This window comes from Halomonas chromatireducens (genome assembly GCF_001545155.1).
In the GTDB taxonomy this organism is placed as follows: Bacteria; Pseudomonadota; Gammaproteobacteria; order Pseudomonadales; family Halomonadaceae; genus Halomonas; species Halomonas chromatireducens.
Genome location: NZ_CP014226.1, coordinates 850996 through 868314, shown reverse-complemented (window position 1 = coordinate 868314; position 17319 = coordinate 850996). Strand labels below are relative to the sequence as shown.

Annotated in this window: 7 protein-coding genes; 4 read left to right on the top strand and 3 right to left on the bottom strand. The window is 61.2% G+C overall.

The window, feature by feature from the left end; translation table 11 throughout:
* Nucleotides 1-1377 carry an NAD-dependent succinate-semialdehyde dehydrogenase gene (locus LOKO_RS04035; protein ID WP_066445397.1) on the bottom strand — a complete coding sequence of 459 codons (1377 nt, stop codon included), beginning with the start codon at nt 1375-1377 and terminating at the stop codon, nt 1-3.
* A gap of 809 nt (nt 1378-2186) precedes the next feature.
* On the opposite strand from LOKO_RS04035, the gene LOKO_RS04030 reads away from it, so the two are divergent.
* The 3 genes from LOKO_RS04030 (at nt 2187) to LOKO_RS04020 (ending at nt 14599) form a co-directional block, all read left to right on the top strand.
* Nucleotides 2187-9284, top strand: a complete 7098-nt coding sequence (locus tag LOKO_RS04030) for a SpvB/TcaC N-terminal domain-containing protein (protein WP_083517419.1) — start codon at nt 2187-2189, stop codon at nt 9282-9284.
* Between the two features lie 69 nt (nt 9285-9353).
* Entirely contained in the window at nt 9354-10634 is a 1281-nt protein-coding gene (locus tag LOKO_RS04025; protein ID WP_144439606.1) for an Ig-like domain-containing protein, read from the top strand.
* A complete protein-coding gene (locus LOKO_RS04020; RefSeq protein ID WP_066445383.1) occupies nt 10634-14599 on the top strand; it encodes a Tc toxin subunit A-related protein in 3966 nt (1321 codons plus the stop codon). The genes LOKO_RS04025 and LOKO_RS04020 overlap by 1 nt, the downstream gene beginning before the upstream one ends.
* Nucleotides 14600-14788: 189 nt before the next feature.
* Here LOKO_RS04020 and LOKO_RS20570 read toward each other — a convergent pair whose 3' ends face one another.
* Nucleotides 14789-14899: a DUF4113 domain-containing protein gene (locus LOKO_RS20570; RefSeq protein WP_417935390.1), complete on the bottom strand. Its 111-nt coding sequence runs from the start codon at nt 14897-14899 to the stop codon at nt 14789-14791.
* Between the two features lie 135 nt (nt 14900-15034).
* Here LOKO_RS20570 and LOKO_RS04015 point away from each other — a divergent pair, with 135 nt between their 5' ends.
* Nucleotides 15035-16840, top strand: a complete 1806-nt coding sequence (locus LOKO_RS04015; protein ID WP_083517418.1) for a PHA/PHB synthase family protein — start codon at nt 15035-15037, stop codon at nt 16838-16840.
* A gap of 150 nt (nt 16841-16990) precedes the next feature.
* Here LOKO_RS04015 and LOKO_RS20375 read toward each other — a convergent pair whose 3' ends face one another.
* A complete protein-coding gene (locus tag LOKO_RS20375; protein WP_256379987.1) occupies nt 16991-17125 on the bottom strand; it encodes a hypothetical protein in 135 nt (44 codons plus the stop codon).
* Nucleotides 17126-17319: the final 194 nt, after the last annotated feature.

Below are 17319 nucleotides of genomic sequence, written 5' to 3'. Positions count from 1 at the left end.
TCACGGCAAAAAAATCGACTTTACGTTAACGAATTCCTTCATACCAAAGCCGCCGTGTTCACGTCCGTATCCAGAATCCTTGACCCCGCCAAAGGGCATATTCGGATCAGCGGCCCCGAACGAGTTAATTCGGATCATGCCCGTGTCGAAGTAATTGCGGGCCAGCTTGATAGCATATTCCTCGTCTCTGGAAAAGATTCCTCCGCCCAGACCATAGCGGCTTTCATTCGCCAGTCGCATGGCGTCCTCGTCATCTTTGGCGCGGATGATCGACGCGACAGGCCCAAAGATTTCATCGTCGTAGGCTGGCATTCCGGGTGAGAGATTTGCCAGCACCGTGGCCGGATAATAGACACCCTTGCGGTCAGGCGCTTCTCCGCCGCACAGGAGTTTTGCACCCTTGGAGACGCTGGCGTCCACCTGCTCTTTAACCGTGTCAAACTGGTCCTGGCTGGAAAGCGGACCAAGCTGGGTATCCTTATCCGTGGGATCGCCCATGGTGATGCCTTTCATTTGAGCGACGAACGCATCGACAAAGGCGTCATAAGCCTTGTCGGCCACGATGAAACGCTTTGCGGAAACGCAGGTCTGTCCGTTGTTGTACAGCCGCCCCATGACCGAAAATTTCACCGCCGTTTCGATGTCGGCATCCTCAAGCACGAGGTAGGCGTCATTTGAGCCCAGTTCGAGTACCGTCTTCTTTAGCGCCGTGGCGGCCACAGCACCGACGTGTCGCCCGGCCCCGTCGCTGCCGGTCAGCGTAACACCACGGACCTTGGGGTGGGCGATGAGCTTGTCGCTGGTGTCGTGGTCGATCACGATGACCTGAAACAAGTCCTCGGGCAGGCCTGCCTCAATGCACAATTCACGCAGGCGCAGGCCAGACCCAGTGCAGATGCTGGCGTGTTTCAGAACACAGCCGTTGCCTGCCATCAGATTTCCCGCCAGCACGCGAATCGGCTGGTAAAGGGGAAAGTTCCAGGGCTGGATCGAATAGATGACGCCAAGCGGCTGATAGCTGACGATGCCGCGATTTCCATCGGGACCGTGCGTGCGCTCTTCATCGGCCAGCGTCTCGGGTCCGTTTTGAGCGGTGTAATCACAGATCGCCGCACAGAGCTCGATCTCAAGGTGCCCGTCGTTCACGAGCTTGCCGGTTTCGCTGGTCATCAAGGCGGCCAACTCATCGGCATTGTTGCGCAACTTTTGGCCGATCGTCTTCAGATATGGGGCACGTTCCTGATGAGTCAGTTCGCGCCATTTCAGAAAAGCCGCATGGCAGGCCTCGATCCGGTCCGTTGCCTCCTTTTCGGTCATGATGTCGTAGGTCTGAATGTCTTTTTGGGTCGCGGGATTAATGGTGGTGATTGTCGACATGGTCGCCTCCTCCTGTATTGATAGGGAAACGCAGGGCGGTGAAATGCGTCCTTTCCCTCGTCAACGTTGGTGCTGAACGGACCGCAAGCGTTTCGCATTTTCAATGGCGATGCTGCTGGTACCGCCGGTGATGATGCAAATCTAGCCATCAAGTTTCTTGGCTATGTCGTCCATTCGATATTTGAAGAAGTGGCCCCTCCTCTAAATGGGAAGAACGGCAAGCACGACTGGTCCGACGAGGATCCTGTCAGATAGGAGACATGCCGGGGAGTTTTCGGCTGCCGCACGCATCTCATCCAGGCATCGGCAACGTATAGGTCCGTTCTTTGCGCTCACTCTTTGTCGACGTGTTCCATGGCATATCGGTACTCACGCGCTGTTTGAGGATTGTCATTCGGAACTCAGATCTGATCACCACGCATCGGCAAGAGCGCTAAGCGCTATCTAGACCATCAGTTTTGTGGATAGCGATTGTCGCGTCTGTGCGGTATCACACTGAGCCAAGATCTCTGCTTGTATGGCGCATCAGCCAGACTCCAGATTGCTGCCGAAGCACCGTTCCCACGGTTACGCGGGGCGGCCGCCCCTAAGCCTGCCGGAGGTAGGATTCGGCCAACACCTGAAGGCCTGGGTGGCTACGCAGAACGGGCATGAACCCCCGCAAGAAATTGTCCAGGCAATGAAAGGTGTTCTACCCTGTTTTAAACGAGCATTAAACGCCATTGAGGCTGCGAGGGTAGCCCGAGGTTGCTCCATGCATCTTCGTCTCTCGCGACTAGTCCTCAGCGGGCAGGGTGGGAGCGAGACCGATGACCACATCATCGCAAGCGGGTCCGGTCATTTCGCTTCCCCAAGGTGGGGGAGCGTTGAGTGGAATTGGTGAGACGTTCTCGCCCGACGTATTTACGGGCACCGGAAACTTCACGATCCCGCTTTCATTACCCGAGGGTCGCAACGGCTTCCAGCCTCGTCTGAATCTGCTCTACAGCACAGGTAACGGCAACGGCCCTTTCGGACTCGGCTGGGACCTGGGGATCCCCGGTGTCAGCCGACGTACGGCCAAAGGGGTGCCGCGTTACGGGGACGCTGAAGACGTCTTCATCTTGTCGGGCGCCGAAGATCTCGTACCCGTTTCGGGTGATTTCCCCGACACGGTGCGATACCGGCCCCGCACGGAAGAATTGTTCGCGGACATCGCCTATCGCCGTGAAGCCGGGAGCCGCTACTGGGAGGTGCATACTCGCGATGGTCTGGTCAGTACCTATGGCACGCCCGGACGTGCCGCAAGCGAACCTGCCGTCATTGCTGATCCTGCCGATCCATCTAGAGTGTTCGCCTGGAAGCTGACGCGAACGGTTGATCCTTTTGGAAACGCCATCGAGTACGAGTACGAGCGCGACACTGGCAAGCAGGATGGCCATCACTGGGATCAGCTGTACCTGAAACGCATCCGGTATGTCGACTTCAGTGTGGAGAGCGATACTCGGTTTCTAGTGTGCGTCGCCTTCGATTACGCGGATCGACCAGACAGCTTCTCTGAGTACCGCGCGGGTTTCGAGATCCGCACCCGTAGGCGCTGCCGGCAGATCACGGTGAGCTCCCACGCTGACAAAGATAGGGCGATTCGCAGTTGGCGCTTTGTCTACTTGGATGAACGGATTGCGTTGGGCGAGTCCCAGGTCGCTGCGCTGCCTCGCAATGGCATTTCATTGTTGAGCCGGATAGAGGTCACTGGCCATGACGGCGACGACACGCAGGAGTTGCCTCCGCTGGAGTTCGGTTATACGGCGCTGGAGCCAGACGAGCGAGCATTCTTTCCCATACGAGGTCGAGCGCTTCCCGCGAAGTCACTGGCTAGCCCGGACTTGGAATTGGCCGACCTGTTCGGGAACGGGCTTCCGGATCTGTTCGAGCTCAGTGACTCCATTCGCTATTGGCGAAACCTCGGCAATGGACGCTTCGATCTTCCCCGCGAGATGAGCGAAGCGCCCGCAGGGCTACGCCTTGCGGATTCGGGTGTGCAGCTTATCGATGCCAATGGCAATGGAAGCGTTGACCTCCTGGTGACCTCGGGGCCGCTGGCCGGGTACTTCCCGATGGCACGTGGCGGCGCTTGGGATCGCCGTTCTTTCCGCAGCTATCCAAAGGCACCTAGCTTCAACCTTGAAGATCCTGAGGTGCAGCTCATCGATCTCAACGGCGATGGCGTCACGGACGCGGTGCGTTCGGGCGCGCGATTTGAATACTACTTCAACGACCCTCGGAAAGGGTGGACCCGCACCACGCAGGCTGAGCGGGGCGAGCTCGGTTCCTTCCCGAACGTCAAGTTCTCCGATCCGCGTGTGCGCTGGGCGGACATGACCGGTGATGGGCTGCAGGACATCGTCATGATTCATGACGGCAGCGTCGACTACTGGCCCAATCTCGGTCATGGCGAATGGGGCAGACGCGTCTCCATGCGCACCGGCCCGCGCTTCCCCCACGGCTACGATCCGGAGCGGATCTTGATCGGCGACGTCGACGGCGACGGCGTGGCCGACATCGTCTACGTCGATGACGGCAAGGTATTGCTCTACATCAACCAGTGCGGCAACCGTTGGAGCGAGGCAACCATCATCACGGGAACCCCCGGGGCGGATGCCGACGTGCGTCTGGTCGATCTGCTCGGCAGCGGTATCAGTGGGCTTCTGTGGAGCCGGGACGCTCACGCGCCGGGTCGAACTTCGCTTCACTTCCTCGATTTCACCGCTGGGGTGAAACCCTACCTGTTGAACCACATCGATAACCACATTGGAGCGGTTACGCGTGTCGAGTATGCCCCGTCCACACGGTACTACCTGGACGACGAGCAGGATCCGCGAACTCGCTGGCGGACACCGCTTCCTTTTCCGGTGCCGGTGGTTGCAAGCGTTGAAGTAATCGATGCGATTTCGGGCGGTAAGCTGACCACCGAGTATCGTTACCATCATGGCTATTGGGACGGGGCTGAGCGGGAGTTCCGCGGTTTCGGTCGGGTCGATCAGCGCGACACGGAGGCGTTCGACCGGTTTGCGTCTTCCGGCCTGCATCCGGGCCGTCGCTTCGACATGGTGGAGCCGAAGATGTTCTCGCCACCGATCGAGAAGCGTACCTGGTTTCACCAGGGGCCTGTGGTTGAGCGGTCCGGCAGCTGGAGCGAATCCGATTATTCGCAGGAGTACTGGAAGGGTGATCCACCACTTCTGGACCATGCCGGACGAATGGCCGCCTTCCTCCAGTCATACAGTGCATGTCCCGACGAGCAGGCGTCGTCCGCCGACGCCGCCATCAAGCGGGACGCCCTCCGAGCGTTGCGCGGAAACGTTCTTCGCAGCGAGTTGTACGCTCTGGACGACTCTCCCCTGCAAGGCAAGCCGTACACGGTGAACGAGTATGCCTATGACCTGCGTGAAGAGGCCTGCCCTGACGACTGCAACTCAGAGCGAAGGCGGATCTTCTTCCCGCATCGGAAGATCGAGCGCACGACTCGGTGGGAGCGCGGCGACGATCCAATGACCCGCTTTATGTTCAGCGATGCCTACGACGACTTTGGTCAGCCGCAGCAGCAGACGAGCATCGCCATGCCTCGCCGCAAGGTGAAGAGGCGATCGCTGCGAGGCGCGAGCGTTGGCGCACTCGACGGTGACGACGTCAACGAAACCCGCGTTCTCGCCAGTCATACGCGCACCGACTACGCTGTGCCCGATGAAAATCTGTACATTCGCGACCGCATAGCCCACGAGCGCGGGTTCGAGATGAATGCGCCACCGGAGGTCGACGAGTCCGACCCGACGGATCTACAGCAGATACTCGTCGATCAGGCTTTCGCGGCCCGAAGCATCCACGAGCAGTTTCGCAGTTCGTCGGACCTGCGCCTTATCCGCCACCTTGTGCATCACTATGATGGCGAGGCATTCATCGGACGCGAAGCCGGGGAGCTCGGTCCTTACGGCGCGCTGACACGGACCGAAGCGCTGGTCTCCACTGAGCAGGAGCTGGTGAATGCGTACGGCGAGCGAAGGCCTACCTATTTGGGAGGAGCTACAACACCTCCTCAGGGCGCGCCGGAAGGCTTCGCGCAGCAGGTCGGATATCACCGGCAGGAAGCCTCCGAGCACTATCACGCCGGGTACTACGCTGACCAGCAGCGCAAGCGCTTTGACTTTCAGGAGGACAATGCTGCGGAGTGGCGCGGGATGGTAACCGCCGTCCTGGATCCGCTCGGACATCGAACGACTATCGACCTCGACCGATTCCGACTGTTTCCGGCGCGTGTCGTAAATGCCGTGGGCCTGGAAAAGGTCGCGTTGCATGACTACCGCGCTATGCAGCTCCGCCAGGTCACCGATGCCAACGGCAACACAAAACACTTCCGCTACACGCCGCTCGGCATGCTGCACAAACAGTTCCTCGAGAGCCGCGATGGGGAAGGAGGCAGCGAACGACAGCCGGAGATCGAGCTCGAGTACGACTTTCTCGCCTATGAGCGCTCGCGAGGTGAGCCGAAGCCCCAGCCGGTCTTCATTCAAACACGCAAGCGGGTTCGACACGCGAGCGACGATGTGTCGAACGAGACGGTCGAGTCGCGTGAGTATTCCGACGGGCTGGGACGTGTGGTCCAGGTGCGAGCCCAGGCCGAGGATCTGGTCTTCGGCGACACAGGTGACGACGTGGGTCTCGCCATACAGCCGGGCGTTGATCGATCGGCCGTGGGTCGTCGTGTCGCCGAACGGGTAGTGGTGAGCGGCTGGAAGGTCCACGACAACAAGGGTGAGGTCGTCGAGCGTTACGAGCCTTTCTTCTCAAACGGCTGGGACTTCCAACCCAAGGCTGATGCATCGACGGGGCGGCACTCCGTGCTGTTCCGTGATCCGCGCGGCCGTGTCATCCGCACCTTAATGCCCGATGGCTCCGAAGAGCGGGTGATCTTCGGCACGCCTCACCTGCTGGAGGATCCCGAAGACTTCGCCCCGAGTGCATGGGAACGTTACACCTATGATTCCAATGACCTAGCACCCTTGTCGATGAGTCGGTCCGACGAGGCGAGCGGAATATCGCTTACCGAGCGCGCGCCCCCCGATCATCACTTCACCCCGGCAAGCATCATTCTCGACGGCCTTGACAGAGCGATTTGCCGCGTCGAACGAAACGGCAAGCGCCCCGGCGAGGACTGGTTCATTACGAAATCCTCCTACGACCTGCGCGGCAAACTGCTGACAGACATCGACGAGCTGGGCCGTCCTGCCTTCACACATGCTTACGATCTTCTTGAAAGAGAGCTGTCGGTCGCGGTCATGGATGCCGGGCGACGCACCACGGTGTTCGATGCAGCCGGCAACGTCATCGAGCATCGCGACAGCAAGGGCAGTGTTGTGCTGCACCAGTACGACGATCTTAACCGGCGAACCGGGAAATGGGCCCGGGACGCCGAGAGTGACGCCGTCACGCTGCGCGAGCGGATCGTCTACGGTGACGACGAGGCGGGCTCTGCAATGAATCGCGCGCAGGCAAGGCAACGCAATCTGCTAGGCCAGCTGTTTCGACACTACGATGAGGCCGGGCGGCTCACCTGTGAGCGCTATGACTTCGAGGGTAATCTCACAGAGCAGGTGCGGCAGGTCATCAGTGATACCGCGCTGGAGCAGGGCTGGCGTGCGGACTGGAGCAGGGCGCGCGCCGGGGATGATCTCGACGGCCGTGCGTATCGCACCAGCACGCGTTACGACGCGCTCGGCCGTGCAATGGAGCTTGTTTATCCGGCGGATGCTGGGGGACATCGTGCGCGGCTCGTGCCGCAATACGACCGCGCCGGTGCGCTGCAGAAGGTCTCGCTCGACGGCGACACCTACGTTGCGCATATCGCCTACAACGCCAGGGGGCAACGGGTCCTTGCCGTTTGGGGAAACGATGTCATGACACGCTACGCCTACGATCCGTATACCTTTCGCCTGGCGCGCCTGCGCTCCGAGCGGTATCGAAAGGCCTCACCCGACACCTTCGCGGGCCACGGTGCCCCTCTGCAGGATTTTACCTATCGCTACGACCTGGCCGGCAATGTTGAATCCATCGCTGAGCGCACGCCGAACGCCGGCATCGCCGACACGTCGGAGGGCCGGGATCGACTTCGGCGCAACTTCTCCTACGACCCGCTATACCGCCTGAGCGCGGCGACGGGCCGGGCTTGTAGCGAATTCAGCCCTACGAACGCCATGCGCTGCGGGAACTTCGAGCATTCTTACCGTCCCGGCGCGCCGCTGCCCAACCAGCACAATGCTCCGGAGCTGACAGCCGCGTATACGGAACGCTACGCCTACGATCCGGCCGGCAACCTGCGTGAGCTACATCGCAGTGTAGGGGAGAGCATCCGGAAGCGCCGTTTTGTCACTGCGGCCGGATCGAACCGACTGGTACAAGTCTCGCAAGAAAGCACGGAGCAGTCATTCCAATACGACGCCAACGGCAACATGAGCCACGAAAATACCGAGCGCCACTTCGCCTGGGATCATGCCGACCGTCTGGTGAGCTTCGTTAATCGTCCCCATGACGCGAGCCGCGCATCCGTAGAAGTCCGTTACCTGTACGCTGCCGACGGAAGTCGGATCAAAAAGTACGTCCGCAAAAACGGGGCTCAACGCGGGGCAAGCAAAATCTATATCGGCGGTGCGTTCGAGCATGACCGTTGGGCAGAAGGCGGGACCATGCGGGAGAGCATTCACCTGCATGTCATGGACGACCGTCAGCGCATTGCCCTCCTGCGCCGCGGCCCCGCCCATCCGGATGACGCGGGGCCGCCGGTGCAATATCACCTGGCCGACCATCTCGGAAGCAGTCATGTGGTAATTAACGCCGATGGCGGGTGGATCAACCGTGAGGAGTACTTCCCGTACGGCGAGACCAGCTTCGGGAGCTTCGCCCGCAAGCGTTACCGCTTTGTCGGAAAGGAACGTGACGAGGAGAGCGGTCTGTACTATCAGGGCGCGCGCTACTACGCACCCACGCTGGCCAGATGGATGAGCTGCGATCCGGCCGGCGATATCGATGGCCTTAACCTCTACCGGTACGGCCGAGACAACCCGCTGCGCTTCGTCGACCCGGGTGGAATGGAGTCGGAGGAGCCGCAGCAGGGGTCACGAAGTAATCCGATCACGGTGCACTCGCTGGAGGAAGTGCCGGAGAATGTGCGAACGGATGTAAAGCAGGGTGAGCTTGAAGGTTGGTATCAGGCGCCCCAGGACTTCGGAACTGTCGAGCACGGTGATTTGGATACGGCCGCCGAAATTGAGGATGCAGGCGGCAAATTCTACCGGTACTTACCCGATAAGGTAGGAACCGGTGCTGGTCTCCCGGCAGGGGAACGCTCACTGTCCGGCGCGACTTCAGAGCTGGACCAAGCGAAAGCGCTTGCAAATGCATTCGGGAAGATGTTCGGCATATCAGAGAAGCTTGTCGAAGGTCACGTCCAGTCCCGGATCGCTGAGAAACCGAACGATCTGTCCCGCACTAGAGCGCTGGAGAGGCAGTCCCGTGCATTCAAGTGGATGGGCAAATTGAGCATTGGTGCGCCCGGTTACCTAATCGATGCTTACCAGGTGGCCACTGCTGAAAACAGGGCGGCGGCGGCGGCCGAAAAGGCCGTTGCGGGCGGAACCGGTCTGGCGGCTGCGAAAGCGGCTGCGGCCATGCCCGGAGTGCAGGCTATGCGCTACCTCGGACCCAAGGGTTGGCTTGCCTACGGGGTTATCGTTGTCGGAGCAGGAATTGCTGGTAGCGAGGCGGGGAAACGCATCTTTAACAACCTGAGGGGCGTCGAGGTGGGGCCGGTACCCGGCGGACGGCCCGGGAGAGATCGTGCCTTCGATATTCCCGACTCCGGCGCTTCCGAGTGGTGAACTGATGGATGCGCCGTTGTCGACGTCGGGTCGGCAAGTATTCGCTTGCAAGCAGAGGAGGATGAATCGATGCCAAATCCACCCGTAGCAATGTTCGCACAGATCACTTCCCCGGTAACGAGAGTCATCATCGGGCCTGACAGGCGGTTTCGGGTGAGTATCGACGCCTGGGGGCAGATCGTCACCACTGGCGGCGGAGGGGGGCCGGAAATCGAGCCTGGGCGGGTGCTGGTGTCACTGAGCGGTGGAGGCTTTTCGGAAGCCACCAAGGTGCCCTCACCCCCCAGGCGCTGGCGGTTTTCGGGCCGAGCTGGTGCCTCCGACAAACTTGATATAGAGGTGCGCGCCGAACCTCCTCCGGACCTTCAGGGCCAGCCCGGCGTGGCCCGACGCACCGTGGACGTGGTGCTCGACGATGAGCCGCCTGAGGTGGAGATCGACAGTCCCGCTGAACAGGACACATTCCCGATGGAGGGCTCACAGTTCGAAATCACGGTAACGGGAGCGGCGTCGGATTCGCCAGCGGGTGTCGCTCGGGTCCTGGTAGGCGTGGGTGTCACATCGGAGCGGGCCGATTTTCGGGACGGCCGATGGAGCAAGAAGCTGACGTTGGAAGGCATCGGCCGCCACAGGATCATGGCGCGAGGGGTAGACCGGGTCGGCAACGAGAGCGACCCGCCGGTGCGTCGGACTGTAAGGACTGTCGATGTGGGCGATCCAGTTATCGAGATCACCAGTCCCCGTGGAGACCAGCACCTCGTCTGGCCTGGGGATGGCGATATGGTGCTGGAAGTCGAGGGGACTGCAGGTGACGACGGCAGTGGCGTGGCAGTTGTGGAGTGGCGTCTCGAAAGCGAAGAAGAGTTCCTGCCGGCCACGGAAGTGGGCAGGGATTGGTCAGAATGGAAGGCGCATGTCCCGATACCGGGTCCCGGCGTGCACGTAATTCATTTCCGCTGCCGGGACAAAGCGGACGCAGATCCTAGCGTGGACTCACCGAATGAAGACACTGATCAGTTAAAGGTTCTCGCCGACGACAGCCCGGAGGCGATCGAGATCGTCGAGCCGCACAGTCCCCATCCCGTGATCATCGAGGAGGATAGTGTCACCGTGGAGGTCGAGGGGACGGCTTCCGATGCGGTGATGGATATCATCCGTGTCGAGTGGTCGTTGGATGATAGTGATTTCCAGGCTGCCGACGCGGGGGAAAACGAGGACTGGTCGAATTGGCGCTTCTCCGTTCATGTGGATCGACCGGGCAATCTTCAGATCTTGGTGCGAGCCGTCGACGTGTCCGGGCAGACGTCAGCGCCGGCTGAGCTGGTCGTGCAGGGACGGGAGGTCGTCTGATGTTCAACGAACAGGCGTATCTGCGAGAGCTGCTGGCGTTTGCCAGGCTGCGTGCGCGAGATTCGGATGGGGAGGCGATAACGGAGCAAGAGCTGGAAGCGGCGTTTCTCCAGCCTTTCGCTCGGCTAGCGATGGACGACGAGCGTTCCGCCGCAGAGCAGCCCGTATCGCAGGTGCGACTGGCCGTCGAGGTGCTGCGCAGGCTGGTGGACGAGGAAGAGCCGGCAGAAGCCGAGTACAGGGAATTGGCTATCGATAGCCTGCTCGCGCAATGGGGTGTGTCGCACGCTGAGCTGCTGTCGGCAGGCGAAGCGCGTCGACAGGATGATGCGGATGCCGGGGCCGCTGAGATCGTCGACTCGCTGGCCGAACGTCTCGGCATTGCGCCGGAGCGGGTGAACGAGCTGCTTACCGCTGGCGAGAAGCCGACCGAGGAGCGACTTGAGCAACTGTTCGGTCTGCCCTCCACCAAACGGGATCCACTTGACCCGCTCGACGCCGAGCCCTCTTTGCTTAACTGGCAACGTGAACGGCTGCCGGAGCTCGATGAGGGACCAAGCGAGAACCGTGAGGGTCGCGGCCCGTCATTGCGGGATCAGGCGGAGCAGGCGCTGGAGCAGACACTGCAAGCGGCGGTGGCCTCGGCGGAAACGTCGGCGCTGCCTAGCCTGCGGGACATTCTCGTTGCTGCCATCATAGCCCGGCACGCGTCTGGGGAAGGTGGCGAGCCGAACCAGTCGGACGCGATCAACGGTTTGACTCGTCACCTGGCGTTGGACTTAGGGAACGGTGGTCAGGTGAGGACGACGCGCCTGGGACAGGCAACCGAAACCCTACAGACTGTCATTTTCGGCTTGCGCGCCGGTTGGTTCGCTCAACGCCAACGTCTGCCGGTGATCCCGGATCCTCATCCGGCCGCTGGATGGCGTATCGCATTCGGCTCGGAGTACGAACCGGCGGACTTCGATGAGGACTGGCACTGGCTCGGCACATATCCGATGTGGCGCAGTGCGTTCCAGACCCTCGTCTACACTGACGCTGCTTTGTTCCCGAGCCTGCTGTTGGAGAGCGCGCCCCATCATCAGCCGAGCCGTGCGTTCCGGTCTCTGATCGAGCAGCTTCGAACGATATCTCAGCTTACGCCGCGTCAGGCCCGCCAGTTGGCGAACGGCAAGCCGGGGCGTGGGGAAGTGCCCGGTTATCTGGCGATGCTGCGCGAGGAGGTCGGAAACGATCTTCCAGAGGGCGAAGACTTCGTCATCACGGAGCAACTGGACGAGAAGGCCCTGAGGCAGCGGCGTTCTGCGATCAGGGAGCATTTCCACGCCGAAGGGCTGGTTGCAGGTGAACAACTTAGCTGGCTCCAGCGAGCCCCTGACTGGCTGAAAGAGGTCTACTACTTCGTGCCGCTTACGCTGGCCCTGCACCTGCAGCGCAGTGGGCACTTCTCGGCCGCGCTGGCTTGGTACCGCACGATCTACGCGCACGAGTGGGAAGTCGGGGAGCGAAAGGTCTTCTTCGGCCTGGTTGTCGAAGAAAGCCTCGGGGTGCGGCTATCCCGGCCACCCGAGACCTGGCTGCGCGAGGAGTTGAATCCGCACGATCACGCCAGCATGAGCTTACGGAAAAACATTTACACCCGCTTTACGCTGCAATCCATCATCGGCTGTTGTCTGGAGTATGCCGACGCGGAGTTTAGCGCTGCCAGGTCTTCGTCCGTAGCCCGTGCGCGGAGTCTCTATCTCACCGCGCTAGACCTGCTGCAGCTCCCTGAGATGTTGCCACCAGAGGATGATCGCGCGACAAGCAACCCGGTTGTCGACGGCAGGCTCTTACCGGAGAATCCCGCCATCGCTGTACTGCGCCAGCACGCCGAGCTGAATCTGGAGAAGTTGCGCAGCGGCCGTAACATCGCGGGGCTGGAGCAGCCCGGGTGGCGTGAACGGGGAGCAGGTTCTGTGGCCGCGCCGTTGCAGCGCACTGTCGCTTCGCGACCCACTATTTATCGCTACCAAGTGCTGATCGAGCGCGCCAGACAGCTCGTCGGCATCGCCCAGCAGATCGAGGCAGCGTTTTTGTCGAGTGCCGAACGGGCGGACGCTGAGGCGTACAATTTCCTTCAGGCACGCCAGGACCTGGCGCTGAGTGAGGAACAGGTCGAACTGCAGGAACTGCGAGTGGACGAAGCTGGCATGGGAATTGAGCTGGCGCGGTTGCAGCGTGAACGTGCACGAGAGCAGCGCGATGGCTATAAAGCGATGATCGGGGTGGGGCTGATGTCCTACGAGCGGGAGATGATCAATGCCTATCAGGGAGCGGCCGATGCCAGAAAGCGCGCAATGATGGCGGCTTTCTGGGCGAATGCCGTCTCCTCCGCGGCATCAGCGATTGGAGGAGGGGTCGCCGGCATAGCGACGTCAATGGCCGGCACCGCTGTCAGCCAGTATGTGACGCAACGGGAAAAGGAAGCCCTGGAAGCGACCACGGCTGCCCAAATCGCATCAGTGAACGCCGGCTTCGAGCGGCGAAAACAGGAATGGCGCCGGCAGCAGGGACTGGCAGAGAAGGACCTGGCCATTGGAGGTAAACAGGTCGCGTTAGCTTTCCTGCAACACCGCATGGCCATACAGGAGCGCGGAATCGCCAACCTGCGAACAGAGCACGCGGCCGTGACGCTCGACTTTCTCGCTAACAAGTTCACCAATGCCGAGTTGTACGAGTGGATGAGCGGCGTGCTGAATCGGGTGTACCGGTTCTTCCTACAACAGGCCACGGCCACGGCGCTGCTGGCGCAGAACCAGCTTGCGTTTGAGCGTCAGGAAAAGCTTCCCGGTTTCGTACAGCAAGACTACTGGCGGCCACCCGCCGAAGGTGAGGCGTCGGCGACTGGTGGTGATGGGGCGCCTGACCGTCGAGGCCTCACTGGATCGGCGCGGCTGCTGCAGGACATCTACAAGCTGGATCAGTTCGCCTTCAAGACCCGCGAGCGCCGGCTCGAGCTGAGCCAGACCTTCTCCCTGGCGCGGCTGTTTCCGTTCGAGTTCGAGCAGTTTCGGCGCACCGGCCGGCTGGCTTTCGTCACGCCGATGGAACTTTTCGATCGCGGATTTCCAGGCCACTACCTCCGGCTCATCAAGCGGGTGTCGGTCTCCGTGGTAGCGCTGGTTCCCCCGGCCGAGGGCATACGCGCGGTACTCGCGGGCTCCGGTGTGTCCCGGGTGGTGGTCGGGCCGGAGGTGTTCCGCACCGTCGAGTTACAGCGCAGCCCGGAGCTCATCGCCTTCACTTCCTCAATGAACGCCACCGGGCTCTTCGCGCTGGAGTCCGACAGCGAGCTGCTGCTGCCCTTCGAAGGGCAGGGTGTGGATACGACCTGGCAGCTCGAGATGCCACGTCCGGCCAACGCGTTCGATTATCGAACGATCGCTGACGTACTTTTCACGATGGACTACACAGCACAGCACAGCGCGAGCTACCGCCGCCAGGTGATCGGTTACTTCGACCGCAACCTGCAGGCCGAGCGTCCGTTTCACTTCCGCCAGGAGTTCGCCGACCAGTGGTATGAGCTACACAACCCCGGCCGTACGAAGGCGCCAATGACGGTGCGCGTCCGGACCCGGCGGAGCGATTTTCCGCCCAATGTCGACGATTTGCACATCGAGCATCTGTTGCTGTGCTTCGCCGGGGTCGACGCTGCCGAGCTCGAGTTGCCGTTCATCCAGGCGCTGCGTTTCACCGGCGAGGACGGTATTACAGTGGACGGCGGTGGCGCACAGCCGATAGACGGCATCGTCAGCACCCGGCGGGGGAGCTGGAATGCCCTGCGCGGGCAGCCTCCGCTGGGGGAATGGGAGTTGGTCCTACCTGATACCGAGGAGATGCGAGAACTGTTCGAAAGCGAAAGGATCGAGGACATATTGTTTGTCATCGGCTACAGCGGGACAGCATCTGAATGGCCGGTCTGACCTTATGTAGCGACTGCGGATTTGAACCGAACCCCGATGGAAAATCACCTTCGTTACCGCGGTAGGTAGGATCAAGCATGTGTAAAGGAATCTGGTTTTTCCAATAGTGTCGGCCAGGTCGAGCCGCCGGAAGGCAGTCTGACTCAAATCAACGGGTCTCCGAGAAAGCGGGTACGGGGCAGCTTCTTGTTATGTGGCTCTTACCTCGGGTAGCTCTTCCCATCGCGTCGAATAGCGCTGGGTGAGAGTATCACATCGAAGGTGCCAGGCTGTGCCTGGGCTGGGCGTGTCGAATAACAGACGGATACCTGATGTTCAGCTCGAAGGATGAGCGTCACTCGGGATTGATGCAGTGCAAAAAATGCTACGCTGAGTACTGAGCAGCTGCAAAGGCGCTCGCTTTCGATCATCCGGATTCGATGGAGGCCACTGTCGATGCATCAGGATAACCGGACGAAGTCCCGATCCAGTGAGAAAGCGCTGAGCGCACCTTCTCCATCCGTCGCTGAGCGGCCTAACCCGGGGTATTACGCCACCCACGCCCTGGACCGGGCGTTCAAGGCCAACCTGGCCCGGATGACGGCGGGCGTCACGCCTGCGGGGCTCACCAGCGTCTATTTCGAGTGGCTGACGCACCTGGCACTATCGCCGGGCAAGCAGGTGGAGCTGAGCGAGAAAGCGCTGCGCAAGTCGCTGCGCCTGGGCCAATATGTCAACCGGTGGATGCAAGATCCGGCCACCCCGCCCTGTATCGAGCCCATGTCCCAGGATCGGCGTTTCGATGATGAGGCGTGGCAGCAGTGGCCTTACAATCTCTTCTACCAGTCCTTTCTGTTGACCCAGCAGTGGTGGCACAACGCCACCACCGGGGTCGAGGGATTGCCACCGCAGCGCGAATATGTGGTCAACTTCGTGACCCGTCAGCTACTGGATCGCTGGTCGCCTTCCAACATTCCTTGGCTGAACCCGGAAGTCATCGCGACAACGCTGCAGTCAGGTGGCAAGAACCTGATGGACGGGTGGCAGAACGTCATCGAGGACTGGGAGCGCAACGTGTCGGGCAAGCCACCGGTGGGTGCCGAGCGTTTTCGCGTCGGTGAGGAACTGGCCGTAACACCGGGCAAGGTGGTCTATCGCAACCACCTGATCGAGCTGATTCAGTACATACCCACCACTGAGCAGGTACATGCCGAACCGGTACTCATCGTTCCGGCCTGGATCATGAAGTACTACATTCTCGATCTGACGCCTGGCAAGTCGGTGGTCGAGTACCTGGTCGATCAGGGCTACACAGTATTCATGATCTCCTGGCGCAACCCCGGCTCGGAGGATCGCGACCTGGGCTTGGAGGACTACCGGCGCCTCGGGCCCATGGCAGCGCTTGATGTGGTCACCGAGATCACCGGTCAGCCACGGGTTCACGGCGTGGGCTACTGCCTGGGGGGAACCCTGCTCTCCATTGCCGCCGCCGCCATGGCACGCGACGACGACAAGCGGCTGGCGACCCTCACCACCTTGGCGACCCAGGTGGACTTCACCGAGGCCGGGGAGCTGATGCTGTTCATCGGCGAGAGCCAGGTGTCCTATCTGGAGAATATGATGTGGGACCAAGGCTATCTGGACGGCTACCAGATGGCCGGGGCTTTTCAGATCCTGCGTTCCAACGACTTGGTCTGGTCGCGCATGGTGCACAGCTATCTGCTCGGCCAGCACCAGCCCATGAACGAGCTGATGGCGTGGAACACCGACATCACTCGCTTGCCCTACCGCATGCACTCTGAGTATCTGCGCCAACTTTTTCTCAACAATGACCTCGCCAGCGGTCGCTATCAGGTGGAACATCGCCCTGTGGCCATCCAGGACATTCGTGCTCCGATTTTCGCCGTTGGCACCACTTCCGACCATGTGGCGCCCTGGCAGTCCGTCTACAAGGTCCACCTGCTGACGGATGCCGACGAAGTGACCTTCCTGCTCACCAGCGGTGGCCACAATGCCGGCATCGTCAGCGAGCCGGACCATCCGAGGCGCCATTTCCAGATGCGCACCCAGCATCAGGGCGAGCCCTATGTCGATCCGCTGAACTGGCGGGAGACCACGCCGGAGCAGGAAGGCTCCTGGTGGCCGGCCTGGCGGGAGTGGTTGGTGGCGCACTCATCGGGCAAGACGGCACCGCCGCAGATGGGCAGCGAGCGCTTCCCGCCGTTGGAAGACGCACCGGGGAGCTACGTGCGACAGCCTTGAGCGAGTAGACAGCCTTCAGCCTATAGCCAGCCCTGAATCCAGCATGACCGTCCACCCCGTTCGCGTGCGTCTTCTATGCTGAAGGGAAGCGCCGAATAAATGGAGGCGGCTTATGCTGGGGGCCATTGCTGGCGACGTCATCGGCTCAATTCACGAAGGGGCCGGCACAAAGACACGCGACTTCGAACTGTTTGCGCCGAGCAGTACCTTCACCGACGACACCGGCTGAGCGTCGCGGTAGCCGAGGTGCTGCTCGATGTTGGCAACTTCGTCGACGCCTTTCACGATTACTATCGCCGCTATCCCAACGCCGGTTTCGGCGGCCGTTTTCGCCAGCGCATTGCCAGCGGATTCGCTTCGGGTCGGCCTGGGCGAGGTCGCGGACGCTCTTGATGCCGATGACGGCAAGACGCTCGGCGAGTCGGTTGCCCACGCCCCAAACGTCACCCAGTTCGAAGCGCCGCAGCATAGTGCGGGTT

Bases quoted from the DNA above. Each gene is read 5' to 3' on its own strand.
- LOKO_RS04035 (WP_066445397.1), bottom strand. From the start codon at position 1,377: ATGTCGACAATCACCACCATTAATCCCGCGACCCAAAAAGACATTCAG.
- LOKO_RS04030 (WP_083517419.1), top strand. From the start codon at position 2,187: ATGACCACATCATCGCAAGCGGGTCCGGTCATTTCGCTTCCCCAAGGT.
- LOKO_RS04025 (WP_144439606.1), top strand. From the start codon at position 9,354: ATGCCAAATCCACCCGTAGCAATGTTCGCACAGATCACTTCCCCGGTA.
- LOKO_RS04020 (WP_066445383.1), top strand. From the start codon at position 10,634: ATGTTCAACGAACAGGCGTATCTGCGAGAGCTGCTGGCGTTTGCCAGG.
- LOKO_RS04015 (WP_083517418.1), top strand. From the start codon at position 15,035: ATGCATCAGGATAACCGGACGAAGTCCCGATCCAGTGAGAAAGCGCTG.